Below are 24403 nucleotides of genomic sequence, written 5' to 3'. Positions count from 1 at the left end.
CCAGAACGGCCTTTATCGTATGGGGCTTATGCATAAGGATTCGATGTCATGGAAATCAGTATTCAGACCCCGCTGTTGCACTCGCTGCCGCTGAGCCAGCGCAGCGGATGCAATGTGTGGCTGAAAATGGAGTCTGCCCAGCCCACCGGCTCGTTCAAACTTCGCAGCGCGGCTCATGCCTGCCGCTATTACGCAGAGCAGGGCGCAAAAGGCTTTATCAGCTCGTCGGGCGGCAATGCGGGCATCGCGGTAGCTCACAGCTGTCGCAAACTCGGTCTGCCGGTCACCGTCGTGGTGCCTGAAACCACCTCCCTGCGGGCGAGAGAGCTGATCGAGCAGGAAGGGGCCAGCCTGGTGGTGCATGGGAACGTGTGGAGCGAGGCTAACGACTATGCCCTCTCTTTAGCCACCGATGAGATCATTTATATTCACCCCTTTGATAACCCGCTGCTGTGGGCGGGCATCAGCACGCTGGTGGATGAGGTTATCTCGGCAGGCGTGATCCCGGATGCCGTTATTCTGTCAGTCGGCGGAGGCAGCCTGCTGTCCGGCATCGCTCAGGGGCTGGAAAAACATCACCTGAGCCATATTCCGATCTATGCCGTTGAAACCGAGGGTACCGCGTCGCTTAACGCCTCGGTAAATGCCGGGAAGTTAGTGCGTCTGGAGAAGGTGAGCGGCATTGCAACGACTCTTGCCGCAAGCCAGGTGTGTGAAAATGCGTTTAACGTTGCCAGCCGCCTTGAGGTGAGAAGCCAGGTTGTCTCCGACGCGGAAGCGGTGCGCGCCTGCCGCCTGTTGCTGGACGACCATCGCGTGCTGACCGAGCCCGCCTGCGGCGTATCGCTCTCTCTGCTTTATGACAATAAACTCCGCTTTAATCCCAGCGATAACGTACTGGTGATTGTCTGCGGCGGAGCATCGGTGACGCTGGAAAGCCTGCTCGGCTGAAGGAGAGCGCCACAGCGCATTAAAACGTGGCGGTAAGGGCGCATGCCCCTACCGCCGTGGCCTGCTACCACTCGACGCAGATTTTCCCCAGGTGGGAACCGCTTTGCAGGTAGCCAAAGGCTTCGCTCAGCGCCTCATAGCTGAAGGTGCGATCGATAACCGGCTTTTGCTTCATCACTTCCAGCGCTTTCACAAAATCGATCTGATCCTGGCGGCTTGCCACAATCACCCCTTTGATCTGCACCTGTTTCGCCAGCAGTGAAAGCACCGATACGCTGGCCTCATCGCCGGACAGGATACCAATCTGTGCGATATGTCCGCCGACTTTAACGGCTTTCAGAGACTCTTTCAGGGTAGCCGGGCCGCCCACTTCCACGACGTGATCGACGCCAAACCCCTGGGTCAGCTCCAGCACTTTGTCTCCCCACTCGGGTGTGGTTTTGTAGTTGATAGTCTCATCCGCGCCCAGTTCACGCACAACGTCGAGCTTCTTATCGGAAGAGGAGGTGGCGATGACTTTCGCGCCCATCGCTTTCGCAATTTGCAGCGCCGCGATGGAGACGCCGCCAGTGCCCTGGACCAGCACCGTTTCGCCCGCTTTCAGGTTGCCATCCACCACCAGCGCCCGCCAGGCGGTCAGCGCTGAAGTGGTGATAGTCGCGGCCTCTTTGTGGCTCCATCCCTGCGGCGCATGGGTAAAGGCGTTTTGCGAGCGGACAACGTACTCGCTTGCCATGCCGTCAATGCCGTCGCCGGGAGTATGGGCAAAGCCGCTCACCTCGGGGCCTGGCTTGCCTGCCAGCCAGATGGGGAAAAAGGTGGAAACCACATGATCGCCGACGGCAAACTCCTCAACGCCCTCGCCTACCTCTTCGACCACGCCTGCGCCATCGGACAGCAGAATGCGGCCATCCTCAGTCGGGAACTGGCCGCTGGCAACAATCAAATCATGAAAGTTCAGCGAGCTGGCTTTAATCGCAACCCGAATTTCGCCCTTGCCGGGTCTGCCCGGATCGGCGATATCTGAGACGGTAATGTTTTCCAGGCCGCCCGGCGCGTTAAGTGTGACTGCTTTCATCATGCTTCTCCTGTTACAGCGTAAATTTGCGTTAACCAGCCTAAATCATAGGATCACTTTGTTAAAGGCGAGCGTTTTTGTGACCGGGCACACACCGCCCCCGGCGTGGACTTATATCCCCTTGTTATGCCATGATGCTAATTGGTTAAATTTTTGTATATATGCCCGCCAGCCAGGGCTTATACAGATGGCATACTCGTTCAGGCGATAAGTAATGGCGTATTTGAATTCTTTATTGACGTTTATCGAAGGCAGGCCGGCGCTGGCCATTGTTTTAAATATTATTCTGCTGATCGTCTCTGGCATGTTCGCGCACCTGATGTGCAAATTCCTGCTGATTAAGGTGGTGCGTAAAGTCTTCTTTGCCAGCCATAAAAAAGATGTGCCGCTGGAAAAAGATCGCCGCATCGCCGAAAAATTATCCAACTTTGTGCCGGTTCTGACAGTTTATTACCTGCTGCAATTTATGGAAAATATGCCAGCCTCGCTGGTGACGGCAATAAATACCATCTGTGGAATTTTGTTCTTTATTTTTCTGTCGGTATTTTTCAACGAGATGCTGGATATCGTTAATAGCTCCTATTTGCGCAAGACGAAGCGTAAAAATCACTCGATTAAGGGCTATATCCAGATAGGTAAAATCTTAATTCACGTTATTGCCGCGATCATGATCCTCGCGGTGATGTCGAACAAATCACCTGCCATTATTATCTCCAGCCTCGGTGCGGTGGCGGCGGTGCTGATGTTAGTGTTTCAACACACCCTGCTTTCGCTGGTCGCCAACGTGCAGGTCTCCTCAAATGATGTCCTGCAACTCGGGGACTGGATTGAGATGCCGGATAAAAACCTGAGCGGTGAAGTGACCGATATCGCGCTGCACACCATTACTATCCGGAACTGGGATAACACCATTTCCCGAATTCCGACAAAAAACTTCCTCACCGAAACCTATACCAACTGGCAGGCGATGTTCTCCTCCGGCGCGCGCCGCATTATGCGCAGCACCAATATCGATCAGCACTCGGTCACGTTTCTCTCGCAGGAGATGCTGGCGCCGATGCTGGCGATACGCGGCGTAAGTGAACCGCTGTCAAAATTGCTCGATGGCCGCGATCCGCTGGGCGTGGCAGATAGCTGGTTTATCGATAATGGCCTGACAAATTTAACCCTTTTTCGCCACTACTTAATGGCTTATCTCGCGGAGCGGCAGGATATTGTCAAAGAGATGTATATTGTCGTCAGGACGCTAAAACCGTCGCCGGCCGGTATCCCGCTGGAAATTTACTGCTTCACCACGTCAACCCTGTGGGCCGATTATGAGAATACGCAATCGGCGATATTTGAATATATCACCGCGGTAGCAGGACAATTCTCCCTGCGCTTATACCAGTATCCCGCAGGCCACGATTTCTGGCGCTTATCACAGCAGCACGCGATGCAGAAAAGCGCGCCATCCAGCGAAGGCTGACAAGCTTAGCGTGTCACAGCAGCGCGGGTCCCCTCCCGCGCCTTACCTAAGATAAACATCACCACATTTCTTCGGGAAAATATATTCCTCCGAGAAACCGTGCATGCCCATAATTCATAAATCAAAAAAGAGAAGGATAAAAAAAGATATATTTCACACTTAGGATCTTTATCAAAAAATAAAAAAAGAAAAACCCATTCCCATTGCGGAACTTTATACCCGCGGCAAAATCGTTATTACCGTTGTGATATGAGCAAAGAAAAATGAAAAAAACTCGTATTGTAGTAATGATGATAAGCACTATTTCAGGTACCGCGTACGCAGACTCAGAGCAGTTAATCCCCGATTTTTCCCCCGAAAGCTTTTCCGCCTCCGCCTCTGCCGGGATGCTGAGCGGTAAATCGAATGAGCTAGTCTATGACGAAATAACAGGGAGAAAAATCAGCCAGCTTAACTGGAAGATAAAGAATGTCGCCATTGTGAAAGGCGATCTCTCCTGGAACCCCTACTCCTTTTTAACCCTCAACGCCCGCGGCTGGACGTCACTCGCCTCCGGGGCAGGCCATATGGATGATTATGACTGGCAGAATGCCAGCCAGTCAGGCTGGACCGATCACTCCACCCATCCTGACTCGGATGTCAATTACGCTAATGAATTCGATCTCAACCTGAAAGGCTGGATTTTCCAGAACGAGAATTATAAAGCGGGCGTGGTGGCAGGCTATCAGGAGACGCGCTTCAGCTGGACGGCGCTCGGCGGCGCTTACGATTATGACAACGGCGCCTCAGTGGGCAACTTCCCGGCAGGCGAACGCGGGATTGGTTACAGCCAGCGCTTCACCATGCCCTATGTTGGGCTGGCGGGCCAGTACCGTATTGATAATTTCGAATTCAATGCGCTGCTGAAATTCAGCGACTGGGTGCGCGCGCATGATAACGATGAGCACTATATGCGCGACCTCACCTTCCGTGAGAAGACCAGCAACTCACGCTATTACGGCGCGTCACTTGATGCTGGCTACTACGTCACGCCGCACGCGAAAGTATTTGCTGAGTTCACTTACAGCAAATATGAAGAGGGCAAAGGCGGGACGCAGGTTATTGACACCACCAACGGCGGATCGGAATTCATCGGTGGCGATGCTGCGGGTATTGCCAACAAAAACTACACCATCACCGCCGGTCTGCAATATCGCTTCTAAATCCGCGATATGACCACCGCATATTAAGCCCCTGACGGGGCTTTTTATCTCCGCTATTTAGCTGCAATAAAGCCGGCAATCGCCGCCGTCACCGTATCGGCGGCTTCCGTTGGCGGATGGTGGCCGGTTTTTGCCAGCGTAAGCAGTTGAGCATCGGGCAGAAGCGCGGCGATCTCCCTGCTTAACTCAACCGGCGTTGCCCTGTCCTCTTCCCCGACGATCACCAGCGTCGGCGCGGTGATCGTCGGCAACAGGTGCGTGATATCGCCCCGGTCAAACACGGCGGCATCCAGCGCCAGCACCAATCCTTCGCGGCTGTGAGCATGCATCATGGCGCGCTCTTCGGCGGCCTCACGAGGGTGGTTTTGCAGCCAGTCAACGCTGTTTACATAGGCCTGAAGGGTGGTAAAAAGCGCGTCCCGCGCCGCATCGCAGCCATTCAGCAGGGTTTCGCGCTGCCTGCGCCATATTTCCAGCCGTTCTGGCAACTCCGCACGGGCGCTGGTGCCAATCAGCACGAGGCCTGCCAGAAGCTTCGGATAACGCGCCGCCAGCCTCAGGGCTACCATCGCGCCCTGGCTCTGCCCAACGATGGTGACCTTGCCGAGCGCCAGTTCATCAATCATCAGCGCCAGATCGCGGCTCAGATCATCAAGCGTCCAGCCGGTGGGATCGTAGCCGCTCAGGCCGTGTCCCGGCATATCGAGAACAATGCAGCGATAAGCGTGGCTCAGGGCCTGAACCTGTGCGGCGAAAATGTGATGGCTGGCGAAAAGCCCGTGGGCAAAAAGCAGCGTTGGCCCTTCGCCGATATCGCGGTAACGGTAGAGCGTGCCATTGATGCGCAACTGCTGCAGCGACCACTCATCATCCGCGTTGAAGGCTCTTGCCAGCAGCGCCGAATCTTCAAAGATTTGATAACGGCGAATTTTGCCGTTCGTGACCGTGAAGTGAATGATCATATCGCTGCCGACGGTGTGCCGCGTGCTGACCACCGTGTGGCGAAAACGCCCCAGCACCAGCACGCTGTCGTGCTGCGCGATAATCTCATTAATCACAAATTCCCGTGGCCTGAAGTTCTGCGGGAAAGCCATTAACCAACGCCGGACCTGCTCAGGCCCCTGCAACAGCCCGACGGTAGAAACACCCGGCTCGCCGTCAATATGCCACACCACATCGGCGGCCAGCAGGCTGACAATCTCATCGAATCTGCCCGCGGCGAACGCCGCAAGGTAGGTTTCCACGACCTGCTTCGCTGTGACTTCCATCTGCTCACTCCTGTTTTTTGAATAGTAATGCCGTAACAGAAGTCTATTTTTTCCATATTTTGAAAACTACGGATAAAATCGGTGAATCGTTTTGCATAAACAGAAAACAGAGAGCATGGACTGGAACGATTTACGCTTCTTTTTGGCCGTTGCGCGCACCAACAGCCTGACTAAAACTGCCGCCACGCTAAAGGTGAGCCAGTCGACGGTGTCGCGCAGAATTAGCGCGCTGGAAAGCAGCCTGCGGACCAGCCTGTTTCTGCATCATCAGACCGGCTACTTTCTTACCGATGCCGGGCAAGCGCTGCTGAGTTATGCCGAAGAGGTGGAGAGCCGGGTCGGCGCGCTGGAGCACGCCTTTGCCGGAGGCGATGGTGAAGCGGCGGGAACCGTGCGCCTGGCAACGGCAGAGACATTAGCCAACCACCTGATTATCCCGGCCCTGCTGCAGTTTCAGGCCGATTACCCGGCGATCCGCCTCGAGCTGATTACCGGCGTCAACACCGTCTCGGTGGTACGAAACGATGCCGATATCGCGCTGCGCCTGGTGCGCCCGGAGCAAAACACGCTGAAGATCCGCAAAGCCGGAGTGATGGCCTCGGCGGTCTATGCAGCAGAGAGCTATCTGCGCGCTCACCCCGCGCCGGAAGATGCCCCCCTGAGCGGGCGGCGCTTTATTACCTGGGACAGTTCGTTCAGCCATCTTCCCGCCGCCCGTTGGTTTGATGAACAGGTTGAAGATAAAACCTCTGCGCTTGCCACCACCAGCCTGGTGACCCAGCTTTCTGCCGTCAACGCCGGGCTTGGGCTGGCGGTGTTGCCCTGCTTTATCGCTGCCCAGCAGCCGGGATTAGTCGAAGTGATCCCGCAAGATCTGGTGCTGAGCGAAGATCTCTGGCTGGTGACCCATGCCGATCTTATTGCCTCGGCACGCATCAAAGCGGTGGCGGAATTTTTAATGACTCTCCTCGCGCGGGCAAACATGGCCTGACGAAATTACCGGCCGCCATGCGGGCTTATGCGCCGCCGCGGCAGCGTATCAAGCAAGCGGTTTAGCTCGGCTCGCTGGCGGTACTGCGAGGGCGTGTCGATATCGCAATGGATGCCCGGCTCATCGACGGCAACCGTGCAGGTGCCGATCTGGCGAACTATCGCTTTTAAGCTGCTGTCGGCGGGCGCGTTGCTGATAAGCGCGAGCGCCTGCGCCGGAAGCAGCACCGGGTGGCCCTGGCCCTGATCATAACCAGGCACCAGGCAGTGGTCATGATCCGCATGCTGCCATAACGCGCTGTAGACCGTGGGCGACACCTCCGGCATATCGCCCAGCGCCAGAAAAAAGCGCCTTGAGGTCACCGCTGCCGCGCCACACTTTACTGAAGAGAACATCCCCGAGGCGTAATCGGCGTTATGGACAAGCGTAATCGCGGGCTGCCCGCGATAGTAGCGCGCCAGCTCATCGCCACGGTGCCCGGTGACCAGGATCACCCGGTCGCAGAGCGTGAAGGCGCTGCGAAGCGCACTGTCGAGCAGCGTGCCCGCCCCCCAGGGCAGCATCATTTTCCAGTCGCCCATCCGGCTGGATAACCCGGCCGCCAGCATTACGCACTCAATCAGCGCCTTTTCACTCATCACTCGCTCCTTTTCACGCCTCGCCCTTCAGCACCGCTTTGATGGAGGTGATGATCGGCTGATAGCCGGTACAGCGGCACAGATTTCCCTCCAGCGCCTCTTTCAGCGCGTCGTCATCCGGCGCGGGGTTCAGCTCCAGTAGCGCTTTGGTGCTCATCAACACCCCCGGCGTGCAGAAGCCGCACTGGACGCCGCCGTGGCGCACAAACGCATTTTGCAGACGTTTGCCCACCGGGTCGTGGTGCAGGGCTTCGATAGTGGTCACCTCCGCCCCGTGACACTGGGCGGCGAGCAGCAGGCATGAGCAGACCGCCTTGCCATCAAGCATTACGGTACAGGCACCGCACTCGCCCACGGAACACCCCTCTTTGGTGCCGGTCAGGCGTAAGTCGTCGCGCAGCAGATCGATAAGCCGCAGATTATCGTCCACGTCGCGGCGAATACGGATGCCATTCACTTTCAGTTCAATTGGATGCATCTTCGCGCTCCTTAGTTGCTCTGCTCAGTTATTACGTCCTGCATCATCAGGCGGAACATATCGACAAATACCGGGATTTTGTAAGGCGCAGACCAGCGCCCGCCAATGGCCTCATCCACCAGCCCTTTCAGCACCTCCGCGGCTTTATCAATCGAGGCGGCGTTCAAAGGCTGGCCGACTAATGTCTCCTCCACCGGGCTTAGCCGCTGCGGTTTACGCATCAGCGCGCCGTCGACCAACCGACAGATGCGGATGGTGCCCTGGCTATCGACATGAAATTGTCCGGTAAGGCTTTGCCGCGTGATGTTGAGCGCATTACGCCGCCCCAGTTGCAGGTAGCACTCCACCAGCGGCTGGGTCATCGGCACCGGCAGAATAAAGCGCGTTACCAGCTCATCGGCAGCGATACCGGTGCGATAGCCATCGGTAACAAATTCGCTCACCGGCAAGCGGCGCGTACCGCGCAGGCTGCGCAGCTCCACCTGCGCGTCATAGATAATCAGCGGCGGCAGGGAGTCGGCGCAGGGCGCGGCATTGACCACGTTGCCACCGAGCGTGGCGCGGTTGCGAAGCTGTAACGAGCCGATAGTTTTACAGGCGGTAATCAGCAGCGGGTAACGCTGCTGCACCAGCGGATGTTTAATCAAATCGCTAAAGCAGACCCCGGCACCGATCGACAGCCCGCCGTCGAGGTCGAAGATCTCTTTCAGTTCAGCCAGCCCGGCAATATTGACCAGCGGCACCGCATCGCAGCGCAGACGCGCCTGCACCAGCACATCCGTGCCGCCGGCAATCGGCTGCGCCGCGTTTTCCGCCATCAGGGTTAGGGCTTCTTTTAACGTGTGCGCCACTTTCAGCGACACCGTATTGAGCCGGTGCACCTCTTTTTTAGGGCCGCAATCGAAGAGCCGCTCGCTCTGGCGCGCCGGTTTTTTCAGGTTATAACCGAGCCTGACCTGCTCAAGCGTCAGCGGTAGCGTGCGGTTAAAGCGGCCGATGGCGAAACTCACCGCGTTATTGAGCGCCGCAGCGCCAAGTTCAAGCACCGGTTCGCCGATCACTTTCCCGCCCATCGGCCCCGCTTTGTCGGCGTTTTCGATGGCGTTGATGATAATTGGCGGCATATCTTTGATGGTCGGCAGCAGGTAGGTGTCGAAATTCTCCGACTTCACCACCCCTTGCTCGGTGTTGAAATCCTCCAGCATGCCGTAGCCAATCATCCCTTGCAGCACGCCGCCATACACCTGGCCATTGAAGCCGACCGGGTTGATCACCTTGCCGACATCGTGAGTCGCAACGACGCTGTTAACCGTCACTTTGCCGGTGCGCAGATCGACCGCCACATCGGCAATCTGGCAACCGTAGACCCAGGTGAAATAGGGACTGCCGCTCCCCTTCTCTTCATCCCAGTGAATGGGCGGTGCCACATGCCAGCCGTAGGCGGATAAGTTCGCGCCGGTGGCACGGGTCATATCGACCACCTGCTGAAACGCGAGACGGCGTTGCGGCTGATGGCGGTTGAAGACGTGCCCGTCGCGCCATACCAGATCCGCTATTTCACCGGCGTGCAAGGTTGCCAGGATAGCGGCGGCCATCCGATTTTTAATGGTGTTAGCGGCGCTGAGGATCGCCTGCCCGCCCATCAACGTGCCGCGCGAGGCGACGGTAGAGCCGCCATCGGCAATCATCGCCGTCGCCGGTTCGCTAAAGGTGACGTGCGCAAGCGGAATGCCGAAAGCTTCCGCCGCCAGCAGCGACATGGTGGTCTGCAACCCTTGCCCGTTCTCCGAGACCGAAGTGGAGATGTTGATACTGCCGTCGGCATTGACCTGCATCAGCGCGGATGAGGCGTCCAGCCCCTCCGCACCGAGAGAGCAGCCGCGATGGCTCAGTGCAAGGCCGATGCCGTAACGCACCGGCCCGCCCTCGGCATTCAGCTGCTGATAGTGCGCCCGTCGCGCCTCGAATTCGGCTTTCAGCACCGAGGTTTCCAGCACCTCCTGCGCCGAGACGGTGTGATCGCACATACGCTGGCCGGCCATGCTGGTGTCGCCCTGGCGCAGAATATTGCGCAGCCGCAGCTCCACCGGCGAGAGACCCACTATCTCTGCCACTTCATCCATCAGGGACTCATTGGCGAAGATGATTTGCGGCGCGCCGTAACCGCGATAAGCCGAGGTGTAGTTATTGTTGGTGTAGACGCCGGTGATATCGACGCGCACGTTGGGAATGTTATAGGGGCCCGCCGCCTGCACCGAGCTGCGCCAGGTGACGAACACCGTCTGCCCGGCGTAGCTGCCGCCGTCGGCGATGATATTGATCTGCATCGCCTGAATGCGGGCATCATCATCAAGGCCAATGCGGTAATGCAATTTATAGGGGTGGCGCTTGTAGCTCTCGCGCATCGACTGTTCGCGGTTATAGGTCATCTTTACCGGACGTCCCGTCAGTTGCACCAGCAGCGCCGCGCGGCAGGCGAGGTTATCAATAATGTCATCTTTGCCGCCAAAGGAGCCGCCGAGCACCGAGCGTTTTACATTTACTTTGCTCTGGGGCAGATCGAGGTATTTGGCGACGATGCCGCGAATACGGTGCGCGTTCTGAATCGAACCGGCGATGGTCATAATCTGCTGGTCAGCATCCAGCCACGCGGTGATCGACTCCGGCTCGATATAGGCATGCTCCTGGAACCCCACCTCATAGTCGCGCTCAATGATCTTCGTCGAGGCGGCAAACCCGGCCTCAATATCCCCTTTCACCGTGTGGTGGCGGTTAATGACGTTGCTCTCAAGCGAACTGTGGATCAGCCGCGCACCCGGTTTCAGTGCCTCCTCCGGGGAGGTGATCGGCTCGCAGGGCGAGTAGGTGAGCTTAATTTTGTCTACTGCCAGGCAGGCGGCCTGATAGCTCTCCGCGGCCACAACGGCAATCACGTCGCCGCGATAGGCCACCTCATTTTCAATAATCGGCGGGTAATCGGGGATAATCGCCCCCAGCTTGCGCTGGCCGGGGATATCCTTCCAGGTCGCGATACGCACCACGCCGGGCACCTTTTCCGCTTCACTGAGATCGACGGAATCAACGCGTCCCGCGGCGATATCGACATAGCGACAGACGCCGTAAAGCATGTTTTTCAGCCGGATATCGTCGCCATAAATCGCTGTTCCCCTGACTTTGGCCAGCCCGTCTACGCGGGCTACTTCACTGCCAACCAGCACCGTCTCCATTGTTATGCGCTCTCCACTAGCAAAAGGATGATTGCTATAAGCAATGGCTATGCCACTTTCAATTTGGGTAAAAAACAGGCGAAAAGCGGCAATAACGGATAAAAAGCAGGCAGACGCGCGCCCGGCGGTTATCAAGCCGGGAAAAGGGATATCACTTTGATAATTTCACCGCCGACGGCGGCTATTTTTCGACGAGGCGGTAAACGGGCATCAGCCGCGTGGTGCCGGTAAGATCGTCGAACACCTCGGTTTCGGCGGTGGCAATCGCCATTCCGCTTTTGCGCAGCCGCTGCACATCCGCCGCTATGCGTTGCAGGCCAAACCAGAACAGCCCATCCAGCGCGGTCACTTGCAAACCGGACTCCAGCGCCTGTTTCAGCCGCTCGCGCGGGGCTTTTATCTCTTTGGCAATCTGCTGGTAGGGTGTGGCCGTGGCCCCCGTCGGATCGATGCGCCGGATGCGCGTCGCAAGGCGGTACTGGAAGGTATCGGGAATGTCGCTAAAATCGGTTTTCAGGCTATAGACGCAGCCAAAACGCTTGCCGTTAAACACCACATTTTTCTGCGCCAGAGTGAATTCGTCGCGCAGCGCGGCAATCAGCTGCGGCGCGCGGGTCAGCAGTAAACGGAAGGGAAGCTCAAAACTGGTGACATAATCAACATTCAGCAGCGCGATGCGCAGCCGCTCTTCGGCTCCGGCGTTAAGCTGGCGGCACTCATCCAGCACATCGCGCCACTGCTGCGCCAGACGCGGCGTACCGGCGACGTCGGCAAAGCTGTATTTCTCAATCTGATAATCAATTTTTCCGCTCACCCGGCCTTCCCTTCTGCATGAAGTCACTCTCCGTGGCTCAATTTACCAACTCCGTGACCTAACCGAAAGCCGCTATCGCCGCGTCGTGATAGCCGTCATGGCGCTAAGGTGAAGGAGGCCTGGATAAGCTGTTTAACAGGCAATAAAAAGCCCGGCTTCTGTGCCGGGCAGGATGTTCAGTTTGAGGAGGAGAGTATCTCCGGTAGCAGCTGCCGCAGATGACCGGCGCTGAGCAGCGTCATAGCGGCCTCGATATCGGGAGCGAAGAAGCGGTCCTGCGCATAGTGCGTAACCTGCGCACGCAGCAGGCTGCGGGCCTGCTCCAGCAGCGGGCTGGTGGTTAAGCCTTCGCGCATATCCAGCCCCTGGCAGGCGGCCAGCCACTCGACGGCAATCACGCCGCGGGTATTTGCCGCCATCTCCCACAGGCGACGACCGGCGGCGGGTGCCATCGAGACGTGATCCTCCTGATTGGCGGAGGTTGGCAGACTGTCGACGCTGTGCGGGTGCGCCAGGGCTTTGTTTTCACTCGCCAGCGCCGCCGCCGTCACCTGGGCAATCATAAACCCGGAGTTGACGCCGCCGTTTTTCACCAGGAAGGGGGGCAGTTGTGACATATGGCTGTCCATCAGCAGCGCGATACGCCGCTCCGCCAGCGCGCCAATTTCGGCAATCGCCAGCGCGAGGTTATCGGCCGCCATCGCTACCGGCTCGGCATGGAAGTTGCCGCCGGAGATAACTTCATTCTGCGCAGCAAAGACCAGCGGATTATCGGAAACCGCATTCGCCTCGGTTAACAACACTCCGGCGGCAAAGCGCAGTTGCGTTAAACATGCGCCCATCACCTGCGGCTGGCAGCGTAATGAGTAGGGATCCTGCACCTTGTTGCAGTTGTGGTGCGACTGCGCAATCGCGCTGTCATCGGTCAGCAGATGTCGGTAGAGCGCGGCGGCATCGATCTGCCCGCGCTGACCGCGCACTTCGTGAATACGCGCATCGAAAGGCCGACGGGAGCCGAGTGCCGCTTCGGTGGTCAGCGCCCCACATACCACCGCCGAGGCAAAAAGATCTTCGGCTTCAAACAGTCCGCGCAGCGCAAACGCGGTGGAGGTTTGCGTACCGTTCAGCAGAGCCAGCCCCTCTTTTGCCGCCAGCTTCAGCGGCACCAGACCGGCGCGGTTAAGCGCCACGCTGGAGGGCAGCCACTCGCCGTGAAAGCGTGCTTTACCTTCGCCGAGCAGCGTCAGGGAGAGATGCGCCAGCGGCGCGAGATCGCCGCTGGCGCCAACGGAGCCCTTCGCCGGGATCCAGGGATAGACCCCGGCGTTGAGCATATCCACCAGCAGTTGGATCACCCGCAAACGGATGCCGGAGAAGCCGCGCGCGAGGCTGTTGATTTTCAGCAGCATCATCAGGCGCACCATCCCCTCATCCAGCGGTTCGCCAACGCCTGCGGCATGGGAGAGCACCAGCGAGCGTTGCAGGTTTTCCAGATCTTCGGTGGCGATGCGCGTCTGCGCCAGCAGGCCAAAGCCGGTATTAATGCCGTACGCCGTGCGCCCCTCGGCCATAATGGCATTCACGCAGGAGACGCTTTGCGCAATGTCGGCAAACGCGCTGTCATCCAGGGTGACATAGAGCGGCTGACGCCAGGCGTCGCGCAACTGCGCCAGCGTCAACTGGCCGGGAATAAGGTGTAGCGTGCTGTTCATCAACGTTTCCCCTGTGTGGCGGCTACCATCGGTAAGTTAAGCTCCTGTTCAACCGCGCACTCGATGGCGCTGTCGTACCCCGCATCGGCGTGGCGCATTACACCGGTGGCCGGATCGTTATGCAGTACGCGGGCAATCCGCGCCGCCGCTTCATCGCTGCCGTCGCAGACAATCACCATGCCCGCATGCTGTGAAAAGCCCATGCCGACGCCGCCACCGTGGTGCAGTGAGACCCAGGTGGCACCGCTGGCGGTGTTAAGCAGCGCATTGAGCAGCGGCCAGTCGGAGACAGCATCGGAGCCGTCGCGCATCGCTTCGGTTTCGCGGTTCGGGCTGGCAACAGAGCCGGAGTCGAGGTGGTCGCGGCCAATCACAATCGGCGCTGAGACTTCGCCGCTGCGTACCATTTCGTTAAACGCCAGTCCCAGTTTTTGCCGCCACTCCAGCCCGACCCAGCAGATGCGCGCCGGTAATCCCTGGAAGCTGATGCGCTCGCGCGCCATATCGAGCCAGCGGTGCAGATGCGGATCGTTAATCATCGCTTTCACTTTGGCATCGGTTTTGTAGATATCCTCAGCATCGCCGGAGAGCGCCACCCAGCGGAACGGGCCAATGCCGCGGCAAAAGAGCGGGCGAATGTACGCCGGGACAAAACCGGGGAAATCGAAGGCGTTGGTCACGCCCATCTCTTTCGCCATCTGGCGAATGTTGTTGCCGTAATCAAAAGTCGGCACGCCCATCTGCTGAAAAGCCAGCATCGCGTTGACATGTTCGGCCATGCTCGCTTTCGCTGCCTGCACGGTCTGCTGCGGATCGGATTCTGCTTTGCGTTGATACTCTTCCCATGTCCAGCCCTTCGGCAGGTAGCCATGCAGCGGATCGTGGGCGCTGGTTTGATCGGTGACCATATCCGGGCGCACGCCGCGCTGCACCAGCTGCGGTAACACCTCGGCGGCGTTGGCGCAGAGCGCCACGGAAACTGCCCTGCCCTCGGCGGTGTAACGTTTGATTCTCACCAGCGCGTCGTCGAGGGAGCTGGCCTGCTCGTCGACATAGCGGGTGCGCAGGCGGAAATCGATGCGGCTCTGCTGGCACTCAATCACCAGCGAAGAGGCTCCGGCCAGCGTCGCCGCCAGCGGCTGTGCGCCGCCCATGCCGCCAAGCCCGGCGGTTAACACCCAGCGCCCGGTTAAATTGCCACCGTAGTGCTGACGCCCGGCTTCAACAAAGGTTTCATAGGTGCCCTGGATGATTCCCTGGCTGCCGATGTAGATCCAGCTCCCGGCAGTCATCTGGCCATACATCGCCAGCCCTTTCGCATCCAGTTCGTTAAAGTGCTCCCAGGTTGCCCAGTGCGGCACGAGGTTAGAGTTGGCAATCAATACGCGCGGCGCATTTTCGTGAGTTTTAAACACGCCGACCGGCTTGCCGGACTGCACCAGCAGCGTTTCATCGCTCTCCAGATTCGTCAGCGCCTTTACGATGGCGTCATAGCACTCCCAGTTGCGCGCCGCGCGCCCGATACCGCCATAAACCACCAGCGCCTGCGGGTTTTCCGCCACTTCCGGGTCGAGGTTGTTCATTAACATGCGCAGCGGCGCTTCGGTCAGCCAGCTTTTGGCCGTCAGCGCCGTGCCTCGCGGGGCGCGGATCGCCTGCGGGCGAGAGGGGATATGCGACATCGTTGTTCTCCTGAAATCACGCGATGAGTGTGTAAACACATATACTTGTCTATACAATTACGCGCAAGGCAGGATTTAACACGAAAGATACATTTTTCTGATAGTGCGTTAACAATCACGCTTTTGCTGCTGGCAGCGCTCAGGAGCCGAAATGGCCCTGTAAACGGTAGCGGGAGCCGGGATAAAGCAGGCTGGCGTGGCAGACGATCTGCGATGTTGACCAGGTGCGGCGGCGGATCAGCAGGCAGGGATCGTGCTGCTGGATCTGTAGCAGACGGCAGTCGTCAGCCGTCGCGTGAACGGCTTCCACAATGTGCTCCCCTTCGGTGAGCGGCGCAATCAGCGACAAATAAGCATGAGCGGTGGTCTGCGTGTAATCCTGTTGCAGATACTCCGGCACCACGTCGGCATTGACCCAGCGCTCCTCAATCTGCACCGGGATGCCATTCTCAAAATGGACCATGCGCGAGTGAAAAATGCGTGTCCCTTCCGCCACGTTTAACGCCGCGGCCTGGGTTGCGTCGGCGGCGCGCGCCTCCAGTAGCAGCACTTCGCAGCGGTGTTGATGGTGGCGGTCAGCAATCTCATCGGCAATGCTGCGCACCTCAAACAGCGCCGATTGCCCTTTCGGCTCGGCGACAAAGGTGCCGACGCCCTGCAAGCGTACCAGCAACCCCTCATCGGTCAGCGCGCGCACCGCGCGGTTAATGGTCATACGGCTAAAACCAAACTGCGCCACCAGCTCCGCTTCAGAGGGAATGCGATCGTGCGGACGCCAGATTCCAGCGGCGATCTTCTCGCTGATGGCCTGCTTTACCTTCTCGTAAAAGGGCACGGGCGCGGTGGCCGAAGCCACCCGGGGGCGGGGTGAATACATAGCGCGGCAATTCCTTATTGTTATTTGTCTGGCGAGTATATCACTGCCACCAGTGCAGGATTTGCCAGGCCAGCCGGGCAGCTGCTTTCGCGCCCTGCCCTGCGTGATCAAACGTCGGATTGAACTCCACTAGATCCACCGCCTGCACTTTGCCGCTGCGACACAGCGGTTCAATAATGCGCAGCAGCAGATGCATCGGCACGCCCAGCGCCGCCGGTGCGGAGACGGCGGGCATCTCCCAGACGGGCAGCACATCAAGATCGATGGTCAGGTAGATCCTGTCGTACTGCTTAATGATGCGCTCAATTTCGGGTAGTGCTTCGGTTTCGAAGGCGTTTAATAGCGCCAGATCCTCAATCACCGTTACGTTGCGGCGCGTCGCTTCATCCCACAGCGCCTGGGTATTGGCCGCCAGGCTGGCACCGAAACAGGTGTAGTGAAAGCCGCGCTGCTGAGCGTCGCACTGCTGCGCTAGCTGGCGAAACGGCGTGCCGGAGCTGGCGCGCGCCGCGTGGCGTAAATCGAGGTGCGCATCGAGATTGATAATAGCGACCTGCTCATGGGGGAAAGCATCCAGGATTGCCGAGCCGTGGCCAAAGGCCGTTTCATGCCCGCCGCCCAACACCAGCGTGCGCATCTGCGCCTGCTGGCAGGCGAGCACCGCATCATGCAGCACCTGCTGCGCCTGCTCCAGCGCCTCCGGCCGGGCGACAATATTACCCAAATCAACAACATGCTGATGCCCGGCGTGGCTGGCCATATTGGCCAATGCTTTACGCAGAGCAAACGGCCCCTTCGCGGCCCCCGCGCGCCCCTGATTGCGCTTAACGCCCTCATCACAGGCAAAGCCGAGCAGCGCCGTCTTGCCGCTGTGCTGCCCGGGCGCAAAAGTCTCCGCCTTGGTGACGGTCTGAAACAGGCGCAGGGCATTTGCCGCTTCGCCGCTGTCATCCCTGCCCTGCCAGCACGCAGGCGCTACCGGCTTCCATAGATTCATGCAGTGACCTCGCCACGGAAAATACGTTGATAAAGCGGATTACGGCCCGGCTCATAGATCATCTCCACCGGATGACTGGCCTCCCAGACGACAAAATCGGCGACAAACCCGGCGGCCAGCTGACCATGGGTTTGCTTACGACCAAGCGCCTGCGCCGCATGGCGCGTCACGCCCGCCCAGGCCTCTTCCGGCGTCAGGCCAAACTTCACGCAGGCCATATTCATCGCCAGATGCAGGCTGGCAAACGGGCTGGTGCCGGGGTTGAAATCCGTCGCTACCGCCATCGGTACGCCCTGCTGGCGCAGCAAAGCGACCGGCGGTTTTTGCGTTTCATTAAGAAAATAGAAGGCACCGGGCAGCAGGACGGCAACGGTACCGCTGGCGCGCATCGCCATCACGCCGGATTCGCTCAGGTACTCAATATGATCGGCGGATAAGCCTTTAAAGCGGCTGACCAGCTCCGCGCCGCCCAACGAGGAGAGCTGCTCAACATGGCCTTTCACCGGAATGCCGAGCGCCTGCGCGGCGCGAAACACCTGTTCGGTTTGCGACGGAGTAAAGCCGACGTTTTCACAAAACGTATCCACCGCCTCAAACAATCCCTTCTCCGCCAGGGCGGGCAAAATGGTGTGGCAGACCCGATCAATGTAGGCCTGCGGATCCGCTTTATACTCCGGCGGCGCGGCGTGTGCGGCGAGTAGCGTACGGCTCACCTCCACCCTATTGTTTTGCGCCAGCGTGCCGGCCACGCGCAGCATCTTCTCTTCGCTGGCTAAATCCAGCCCGTAGCCCGATTTGATCTCAATCGTGGTGACGCCTTCGCGCATCAGCCGCTCAAGCCGCGACTGCGCCAGTTCCAGCAGTTGGTCTTCGGGACACTCCCGCGTCGCCCACACGGTGGCGTTAATGCCGCCGCCTTCGGCGCTAATCTGTTGATACGAGACACCGTTTAACCGCTGCTCCCACTCCTGGGCACGGTTACCGGCAAAGATAAGGTGGGTATGACAGTCGATTAAACCGGGCGTCACCAGACGGCCATGTAGATCGGTGCTCTGCGGCGCGTGCGCAGGCAGTTCACTCTCCGGTACGATCGCCCGGATCTGCCCGTTACGCACCACGATGGCATGGCGCTCAAGCAGGCCATAGGGTTCTGCTCGCGTGGGATCCATGGTTGCCAGCTTCGCGTTACGCCACAGACGGTCGTCAGAGGTCAGCTCAATCATATGGTTCTCTTGTCATGTGTTGTATAGACATTTATTTGCATAATGATTCGCTTGTCAACTCTGCGGCGCGTTTGCTGCGGGCGTTGCCGCCAATAACATGGCTGCAAGCAGCAAACTGTGACGCACCACATAAAATTCGCCTTATATTTCAACCGTCAATGAACCGTTTCAGCCGCGCTCAAAAACCGTCGCCCAAGGGCAATTTATTTAGCAGTGAAAGTATTGTGTCGCCAAAGCCCGACACTCTGTAAGTTGCTAAAATTAAATAGAAAAAAGGCTCTTGTAAGGGCAAAAAATTAAGCGTACATTAGCCCCCGTTTGGTGATGAAATCACCCGAAATTCTGAGATGGCGCTGTGGCCGGAAGGGAGAAAATTCTCATTTTCGTTTTGGCGTAGTTTCACCTCTCTATACTCAGTCCTGACAGATCATTAATGCATACTTTGTGTGCGGAGCGATGAACGTGAAATATTTCTTTATGGGCATATCGGTGATGGTTATCGTGTGGGCCGGCACATTCGCCCTGATGATCTAGCCTGAGCCATAGCGCAGAAAAAAATAAGGAGCCATGCGGCTCCTTTTTTTATGGCTGATGTTTATGGCTGGGTCTCTTCCGCCGCCCCTTTTGGCGTCACGGGAAGCAGGCCATCGGCGCGGAACATCGCTTTGATGCCGCGCACCGCCTGGCGGATACGATCGCGGTTCTCAATGAGCGCAAAACGCACATGGGTGTCGCCATAATCACCAAAGCCAATGCCGGGCGAAACGCACACTTTCGCCTCCTTCAGCAGCTTTTTCGCAAACTCCAGCGAGCCCATCGCCGCATACTGCTCCGGGATTTTCGCCCAGACGTACATCGAGGCTTTCGGCATCTCGACCATCCAGCCCGCTTCATGCAGCCCTTTGACCAGCACATCGCGGCGGCGCTTATACTGCGCGGCGATATCGCGCACGCACTGCTGATCCCCCTCCAGCGCAGCGATAGCCGCGACCTGCAGCGGCGTAAAGGTGCCGTAATCGTGGTAGCTTTTGATCCGCGCCAGCGCATTAACCAGCGTCGGGTTGCCGACCATAAAGCCAATGCGCCAGCCCGCCATATTGTAACTTTTCGACAGGGTGAAGAACTCAACGGCCACATCGCGCGCGCCGGGCACCTGCATAATGGACGGTGCTTTCCAGCCATCAAAGACGATATCGGCGTAGGCCAAATCGTGCACCACCAGCACATCGTAACGCTTCGCCAGCGCCACCACTTTCTCGAAGAACTCCAGCTCCACGCACTGCGCGGTCGGGTTCGACGGGAAACCTAAAATCATCATTTTCGGCTTAGGGTAACTTTCGCGGATCGCACGCTCCAGCTCATTAAAGAAGTCGACCCCTTCTACAAGCGGCACCGATCGCACCTGCGCACCGGCAATCACCGCGCCGTAGATATGAATCGGATAGCTCGGATTCGGCACCAGCACGGTATCGCCATGATCCAGCGTTGCCAGCATCAGGTGCGCCAGCCCCTCTTTCGAACCAATGGTGACAATCGCCTCCGTTTCCGGATCGATATCCACCTGGTAGCGATCCTGATACCAGCGCGAAATAGCCCGGCGCAGACGCGGAATACCGCGTGAGGTGGAGTAGCCGTGCGTATCGGGGCGCTGCGCCACGGTGCAGAGTTTTTCCACGATATGCGGCGGGGTGGCGCCATCCGGGTTGCCCATACTGAAATCAATAATGTCCTCGCCGCGGCGTCGCGCAGCCATTTTCAGTTCGGCAGTAATATTAAATACATAGGGGGGAAGACGATCGATACGCGTGAAGCGGCGTTCAGGACTGGAGTCAGCCATAGATTCCTCGAAGTTACGTTAGCGCCCGGACCGTCCGAGCGACGTCGCTGCATATGCAGCCTGTTCAGAACATAGCCTGATTAAATTCCCGCTGTCGAGAGGGAAGAGAAAAAATAGTCCGCAAGCGAAAAAGGGGAAGCGTAATTTGAGCAACCGAAAAACTGAGTGCAGCTTAAGCGGATGAACACAGCTTTTCATTAACAATATGATAAAAAGAAAATTACCTTACAGAGATGCGGGTTAAGTTGTGTCCTCTCCTGCGTCAGATGCTCTTTAATCCCCTTTTAAAAAAATGGTTTTTCCTCATTCATCTAATCAATGGTTAACTGGTCATCTGCCGCCGGGTTTTTTATCATAGCCCTTTGAACTCTGTCACATGAGTCCCCCGTGCACGAAATATTCGACATGTTACTGGCGGTTTTCGACCGCGCGGCGTTGATGCTGATCTGCCTCTTCTTTCTGATCCGCATCCGCCTGTTTCGCGAGCTGCTGCATAAAACCGCTCACTCACCGAAGGAGCTGCTCGGCGTAACGGCGATCTTCTCCCTGTTTGCGCTGTTCAGCACCTGGTCCGGCGTGCCGGTTGAGGGATCGCTGGTCAACGTGCGCATTATTGCCGTGATGTCCGGCGGGATCCTGTTTGGCCCGTGGGTCGGCATTATTACCGGGATTATCGCCGGGACGCACCGTTACCTGATTGATATCGGCGGCGTGACCGCCGTGCCCTGTTTTATCACCAGTATTATCGCCGGCGTGATGTCGGGGCTGATTAACCGAAAATTTCCCAAAGCCCAGCACTGGCGCGCCGGGATTATCGGCGGGATGATTTGCGAAAGCCTGACCATGCTGCTGGTGGTGATCTGGGCGCCTTCTACCGCGCTGGGGCTGGATATTGTGGCGAAAATCGGTGCGCCGATGATCTTTGGCACGGTGTGCATCGGCTTTATTGTGCTGCTGGTGCAGAGCGTCGAGGGGGAAAAAGAGGCGATTGCCGGGCGGCAGGCGCGGCTGGCGCTGGATATTGCCAATAAAACCCTACCGCTATTTCGCAACGTGAACAGCGAGTCATTGCGCCAGGTGTGCGACATCATTCGCCGCGATATTGACGCCGACGCGGTGGCGATCACCAACGTTGATCACGTACTGGCTTATGTCGGAGTGGGCGAAAATAACTACCTCGATAGTGATGATATTATTAGCCCGACCACTCAGCAGGCGATTACCACCGGCGAAATTATCATTAAAAACAATGATGAAGCGCACCGCACGCCGGAGATCCACTCAATGCTGGTGATCCCGCTGCGCGAACAGGGCATCGTCACCGGGACGCTAAAAATCTACTACTGCCACGCGCACCAGATCACCTCCGCGTTGCAGGATATGGCGGTCGGTTTATCGCAGATTATCTCAACGCAGCTGGAAGTCTCCCGCGCTGAGCAACTGCGCGAAATGGCCAATAAAGCGGAGCTGCGCGCGCTGCAAAGTAAAATTAACCCCCACTTTCTCTTTAACGCCCTGAATGCCATCTCCTCATCCATTCGCCTCAATCCCGATACCGCGCGCCAGCTGATTTACAATCTGTCACGCTACCTGCGCTATAACATTGAATTAAAAGATGATGAGCAGATCGACATCAAAAAAGAGCTCTACCAGATTAAGGACTATATCGCCATTGAGCAGGCACGCTTCGGCGATAAGCTGACGGTTATCTATGATATCGATGAAGAGGTGAGCTGCGTGATCCCGAGCCTGCTGATCCAGCCGCTGGTGGAGAATGCCATCGTTCACGGTATCCAGCCCTGCAAAGGCAAAGGCGTGGTCACCATTAGCGTGGAAGAGTGCGGCAACCGGGTGCGCATTGCGGTGCGCGATACCGGCAACGGCATCGCGCCGGAAATGATCGCCCGCGTCGAAGCAGATGAAATGCCGGGGAATAAAATTGGCCTGCTGAATGTTCATCAGCGGGTGAAACTACTGTATGGCGAAGGGCTGCATATTCGCCGCCTGACGCCGGGCACCGAAATCGCCTTTTATGTGCCCCGCCAGACGTCGCGCGCGACGCTGTTGCCCTCACCGGAGAGAAGATGAAAGTCATCATTGTAGAAGATGAATTCCTGGCGCAGCAGGAGCTAAGCTGGCTTATTCGCGAACACAGCCAGATGGAGATTGTCGGCACGTTTGATGATGGCCTCGACGTGCTGAAGTATTTACAGCACAACCGCGTGGACGCCATTTTTCTCGATATCAACATCCCGTCGCTGGATGGCGTGTTGCTGGCGCAGAATATCAGCCAGTTCGCCCATAAGCCCTTTATTGTCTTTATCACCGCGTGGAAAGAGCATGCGGTGGAGGCGTTTGAACTGGAAGCGTTTGACTACATCCTGAAACCTTACCAGGAGTCGCGCATCGTCAATATGTTGCAGAAGCTGGAGAGCGCCTGGCAGCAGCAGGCAGGAACCGCGAGCAGCCCGCAGTCACGGGAAAACGCCACCATTAACCTGGTGAAAGATGAGCGGATTATTGTCACCAGTATTCACGATATCTATTACGCTGAAGCGCACGAGAAGATGACCTTCGTCTACACGAAGCGGGAGTCGTACGTGATGCCGATGAATATTACGGAGTTTTGCAGCAAGCTGCCGACAGCGCACTTCTTCCGCTGCCACCGCTCATACTGCGTCAATCTGGACAAGATCCGCGAGATCGAACCCTGGTTTAACAACACCTATATTCTGCGACTGCGGGACCTCGATTTTCAGGTGCCCGTCAGCCGCAGCAAGGTAAAAGAATTCAGGCAACTGATGAATCTTTAGAGGACATAACCCAGCGTCTGGCGCAGATGTGCGCCGGAGCCCAGCAGGCCTGGGTTATCGTGAACAATCAGGTAGACCGGAATGTCCTGCACGTAGGCTTTGAAGCGCCCTTTATCTTCGAAGCCGCCGCGAAAACCGGACGCGGTGAAGAAATCAAGGAAGCGCGGCACGATACCGCCCGCGATGTAAACACCGCCAAAGGTGCCGAGATTGAGCGCCAGGTTGCCGCCAAAACGGCCCATAATCACGCAAAACAGCGACAGCGCGCGGCGACAGTCAGTGCAGCTGTCCGACAGTGCACGCTCGGTAATATCTTTTGGTTGCAGGTTTTCCGGCAGGCGACCGTCTGATTTCACAATCGCGCGGTAGAGGTTGATAAGCCCGGGACCGGAGAGCACGCGCTCGGCGGAGACGTGGCCAATTTCAGCCCGCAGCTCTTCAAGGATAATCCCCTCCTCTTCGCTGTTCGGCGCGAAATCGACGTGGCCGCCTTCGCCCGGCAGGCTCACCCAGCGCTTATCCACATGCACCAGATGCGCGACGCCAAGACCGGTACCGGCGCCGTAAACGGCAATCGGTTTACCTTCAACCGGCGCGTTGCCGCCAAACTGAATCAGGTGTTCCGCTTTCAGCATCGGGATAGCCATCGAAACGGCGGTGAAATCGTTGATGATCTCCAGATGCGCGAAGCCGAGGTTTTGCCTCATTTCGTCAATGGAGAAGGCCCAGGTGTGGTTGGTCATCGCCACCCAGTCGCCGGTGATGGGGCAAGCGATGGCGATACAGCCATCTTCCACACTCACCTCGTGCTCTTCGAGGTAAACGCGAACGACCGCTTCCAGGCTGGGGTAATCAAGACCTGAATAGGTCTTGGCCCGGGAAATGTCGCCGGTCTCGACATCACACAACGCTAAGCGCGCGTTGGTGCCGCCCACGTCTCCCACTAAAGCATATTTTTTCATTCTTCTACGGCTCCGCTAAAGTCAGAATAAATCTTTGGCACACTGTAAATTCAAGGCGCTGTAACGACAACGACCATATCACGAGTGCCCCTTTATTATCGATCTACATCACAGATTAGCCCTAAGCTTTCAGACTGATTACTGCCTTATTGCCGCAGTGGGTTACAAGGAAATATCTGGAGCGC

At 57.7% G+C, this 24403-nt stretch carries 20 protein-coding genes; 7 read left to right on the top strand and 13 right to left on the bottom strand.

The genetic code is table 11. The features are described from left to right. The first annotated feature begins 48 nt into the window (after positions 1-48). Positions 49-951, top strand: coding sequence for a pyridoxal-phosphate dependent enzyme (locus ACWPW2_RS21060; RefSeq protein ID WP_454125149.1), 903 nt, complete (start codon positions 49-51; stop codon positions 949-951). A gap of 64 nt (positions 952-1015) precedes the next feature. Here the strand turns inward: ACWPW2_RS21060 and ACWPW2_RS21055 are convergent, their stop codons facing one another. Next, a complete protein-coding gene (locus tag ACWPW2_RS21055) occupies positions 1016-2029 on the bottom strand; it encodes a zinc-dependent alcohol dehydrogenase family protein (protein ID WP_454125304.1) in 1014 nt (337 codons plus the stop codon). A gap of 214 nt (positions 2030-2243) precedes the next feature. Here ACWPW2_RS21055 and ACWPW2_RS21050 point away from each other — a divergent pair, with 214 nt between their 5' ends. Then, a complete protein-coding gene (locus ACWPW2_RS21050) occupies positions 2244-3497 on the top strand; it encodes a mechanosensitive ion channel family protein (protein ID WP_023479745.1) in 1254 nt (417 codons plus the stop codon). 263 nt (positions 3498-3760) lie between these two features. Continuing rightward, a complete protein-coding gene (locus tag ACWPW2_RS21045) occupies positions 3761-4699 on the top strand; it encodes an omptin family outer membrane protease (RefSeq protein WP_454125147.1) in 939 nt (312 codons plus the stop codon). A gap of 53 nt (positions 4700-4752) precedes the next feature. On the opposite strand, the gene ACWPW2_RS21040 is transcribed toward ACWPW2_RS21045, so the two are convergent. After that, positions 4753-5967, bottom strand: a complete 1215-nt coding sequence (locus tag ACWPW2_RS21040; RefSeq protein WP_454125145.1) for an alpha/beta fold hydrolase — start codon at positions 5965-5967, stop codon at positions 4753-4755. 115 nt (positions 5968-6082) lie between these two features. Between ACWPW2_RS21040 and ACWPW2_RS21035 the strand changes: the two genes are divergently transcribed. Continuing rightward, positions 6083-6958 (top strand): LysR family transcriptional regulator, encoded by an 876-nt coding sequence (locus ACWPW2_RS21035; protein ID WP_454125143.1) that lies wholly within the window; start codon positions 6083-6085, stop codon positions 6956-6958. Between the two features lie 5 nt (positions 6959-6963). Here the strand turns inward: ACWPW2_RS21035 and ACWPW2_RS21030 are convergent, their stop codons facing one another. From ACWPW2_RS21030 to hutI, 9 genes are all read right to left on the bottom strand, one after another. After that, positions 6964-7596, bottom strand: coding sequence for a nucleotidyltransferase family protein (locus ACWPW2_RS21030; RefSeq protein ID WP_454125141.1), 633 nt, complete (start codon positions 7594-7596; stop codon positions 6964-6966). A 13-nt stretch (positions 7597-7609) separates the two neighbouring features. Further along, positions 7610-8074, bottom strand: a complete 465-nt coding sequence (locus tag ACWPW2_RS21025) for a (2Fe-2S)-binding protein (RefSeq protein ID WP_128482425.1) — start codon at positions 8072-8074, stop codon at positions 7610-7612. An 11-nt stretch (positions 8075-8085) separates the two neighbouring features. Beyond that, positions 8086-11301: a molybdopterin cofactor-binding domain-containing protein gene (locus tag ACWPW2_RS21020; RefSeq protein ID WP_454125138.1), complete on the bottom strand. Its 3216-nt coding sequence runs from the start codon at positions 11299-11301 to the stop codon at positions 8086-8088. A 181-nt stretch (positions 11302-11482) separates the two neighbouring features. Further along, positions 11483-12115 (bottom strand): DNA-binding protein, encoded by a 633-nt coding sequence (locus tag ACWPW2_RS21015; protein ID WP_454125136.1) that lies wholly within the window; start codon positions 12113-12115, stop codon positions 11483-11485. Between the two features lie 176 nt (positions 12116-12291). After that, positions 12292-13827, bottom strand: a complete 1536-nt coding sequence (gene hutH, locus ACWPW2_RS21010) for a histidine ammonia-lyase (protein ID WP_454125134.1) — start codon at positions 13825-13827, stop codon at positions 12292-12294. Further along, on the bottom strand, positions 13827-15509 hold the full coding sequence (hutU, locus tag ACWPW2_RS21005; protein ID WP_454125132.1) for a urocanate hydratase: 1683 nt from the start codon (positions 15507-15509) through the stop codon (positions 13827-13829). The genes hutH and hutU overlap by 1 nt, the downstream gene beginning before the upstream one ends. 139 nt (positions 15510-15648) lie before the next feature. Further along, on the bottom strand, positions 15649-16386 hold the full coding sequence (locus ACWPW2_RS21000; RefSeq protein ID WP_124967670.1) for a histidine utilization repressor: 738 nt from the start codon (positions 16384-16386) through the stop codon (positions 15649-15651). A 40-nt stretch (positions 16387-16426) separates the two neighbouring features. Further along, complete coding sequence (hutG, locus tag ACWPW2_RS20995; RefSeq protein WP_454125130.1) at positions 16427-17383, bottom strand: formimidoylglutamase; 957 nt, start codon at positions 17381-17383, stop codon at positions 16427-16429. Beyond that, positions 17380-18606 carry an imidazolonepropionase gene (gene hutI, locus ACWPW2_RS20990; RefSeq protein ID WP_454125128.1) on the bottom strand — a complete coding sequence of 409 codons (1227 nt, stop codon included), beginning with the start codon at positions 18604-18606 and terminating at the stop codon, positions 17380-17382. The genes hutG and hutI overlap by 4 nt, the downstream gene beginning before the upstream one ends. A gap of 462 nt (positions 18607-19068) precedes the next feature. On the opposite strand from hutI, the gene ypdK reads away from it, so the two are divergent. Further along, positions 19069-19140, top strand: a complete 72-nt coding sequence (ypdK, locus tag ACWPW2_RS20985; RefSeq protein ID WP_099458783.1) for a membrane protein YpdK — start codon at positions 19069-19071, stop codon at positions 19138-19140. Positions 19141-19201: 61 nt separating this feature from the next. Here ypdK and alaC read toward each other — a convergent pair whose 3' ends face one another. Further along, complete coding sequence (alaC, locus tag ACWPW2_RS20980; RefSeq protein ID WP_023479684.1) at positions 19202-20443, bottom strand: alanine transaminase; 1242 nt, start codon at positions 20441-20443, stop codon at positions 19202-19204. Between the two features lie 387 nt (positions 20444-20830). Here alaC and ACWPW2_RS20975 point away from each other — a divergent pair, with 387 nt between their 5' ends. Both ACWPW2_RS20975 and ACWPW2_RS20970 read left to right on the top strand, forming a co-directional pair. Beyond that, on the top strand, positions 20831-22531 hold the full coding sequence (locus tag ACWPW2_RS20975) for a sensor histidine kinase (protein WP_279792903.1): 1701 nt from the start codon (positions 20831-20833) through the stop codon (positions 22529-22531). Next, a complete protein-coding gene (locus tag ACWPW2_RS20970; protein WP_023479711.1) occupies positions 22528-23256 on the top strand; it encodes a LytR/AlgR family response regulator transcription factor in 729 nt (242 codons plus the stop codon). The genes ACWPW2_RS20975 and ACWPW2_RS20970 overlap by 4 nt, the downstream gene beginning before the upstream one ends. On the opposite strand, the gene glk is transcribed toward ACWPW2_RS20970, so the two are convergent. After that, complete coding sequence (gene glk, locus ACWPW2_RS20965) at positions 23253-24218, bottom strand: glucokinase (protein ID WP_023479899.1); 966 nt, start codon at positions 24216-24218, stop codon at positions 23253-23255. The genes ACWPW2_RS20970 and glk overlap by 4 nt on opposite strands. Positions 24219-24403 lie beyond the last annotated feature (185 nt).

The organism is Kosakonia sp. Marseille-Q7440, assembly GCF_965119485.1.
The sequence above is the reverse complement of the archived record's forward strand: the minus strand, read 5'-3'. Positions and strand labels throughout refer to the sequence as shown.

What these genes read in the sequence shown, in the direction of transcription:
- alaC (WP_023479684.1), bottom strand. Translation starts at nt 20,443, where the DNA reads ATGGCTGACTCCAGTCCTGAACGCCGCTTCACGCGTATCGATCGTCTT.
- ACWPW2_RS21060 (WP_454125149.1), top strand. Translation starts at nt 49, where the DNA reads ATGGAAATCAGTATTCAGACCCCGCTGTTGCACTCGCTGCCGCTGAGC.
- ACWPW2_RS21040 (WP_454125145.1), bottom strand. Translation starts at nt 5,967, where the DNA reads ATGGAAGTCACAGCGAAGCAGGTCGTGGAAACCTACCTTGCGGCGTTC.
- hutI (WP_454125128.1), bottom strand. Translation starts at nt 18,606, where the DNA reads ATGATTGAGCTGACCTCTGACGACCGTCTGTGGCGTAACGCGAAGCTG.
- ACWPW2_RS21030 (WP_454125141.1), bottom strand. Translation starts at nt 7,596, where the DNA reads ATGAGTGAAAAGGCGCTGATTGAGTGCGTAATGCTGGCGGCCGGGTTA.
- ACWPW2_RS21050 (WP_023479745.1), top strand. Translation starts at nt 2,244, where the DNA reads ATGGCGTATTTGAATTCTTTATTGACGTTTATCGAAGGCAGGCCGGCG.
- hutH (WP_454125134.1), bottom strand. Translation starts at nt 13,827, where the DNA reads ATGAACAGCACGCTACACCTTATTCCCGGCCAGTTGACGCTGGCGCAG.
- ACWPW2_RS21035 (WP_454125143.1), top strand. Translation starts at nt 6,083, where the DNA reads ATGGACTGGAACGATTTACGCTTCTTTTTGGCCGTTGCGCGCACCAAC.
- ACWPW2_RS21055 (WP_454125304.1), bottom strand. Translation starts at nt 2,029, where the DNA reads ATGAAAGCAGTCACACTTAACGCGCCGGGCGGCCTGGAAAACATTACC.
- hutG (WP_454125130.1), bottom strand. Translation starts at nt 17,383, where the DNA reads ATGAATCTATGGAAGCCGGTAGCGCCTGCGTGCTGGCAGGGCAGGGAT.
- glk (WP_023479899.1), bottom strand. Translation starts at nt 24,218, where the DNA reads ATGAAAAAATATGCTTTAGTGGGAGACGTGGGCGGCACCAACGCGCGC.
- ACWPW2_RS21025 (WP_128482425.1), bottom strand. Translation starts at nt 8,074, where the DNA reads ATGCATCCAATTGAACTGAAAGTGAATGGCATCCGTATTCGCCGCGAC.
- ACWPW2_RS21000 (WP_124967670.1), bottom strand. Translation starts at nt 16,386, where the DNA reads ATGTATTCACCCCGCCCCCGGGTGGCTTCGGCCACCGCGCCCGTGCCC.
- ACWPW2_RS21045 (WP_454125147.1), top strand. Translation starts at nt 3,761, where the DNA reads ATGAAAAAAACTCGTATTGTAGTAATGATGATAAGCACTATTTCAGGT.
- ACWPW2_RS21020 (WP_454125138.1), bottom strand. Translation starts at nt 11,301, where the DNA reads ATGGAGACGGTGCTGGTTGGCAGTGAAGTAGCCCGCGTAGACGGGCTG.
- hutU (WP_454125132.1), bottom strand. Translation starts at nt 15,509, where the DNA reads ATGTCGCATATCCCCTCTCGCCCGCAGGCGATCCGCGCCCCGCGAGGC.
- ACWPW2_RS20970 (WP_023479711.1), top strand. Translation starts at nt 22,528, where the DNA reads ATGAAAGTCATCATTGTAGAAGATGAATTCCTGGCGCAGCAGGAGCTA.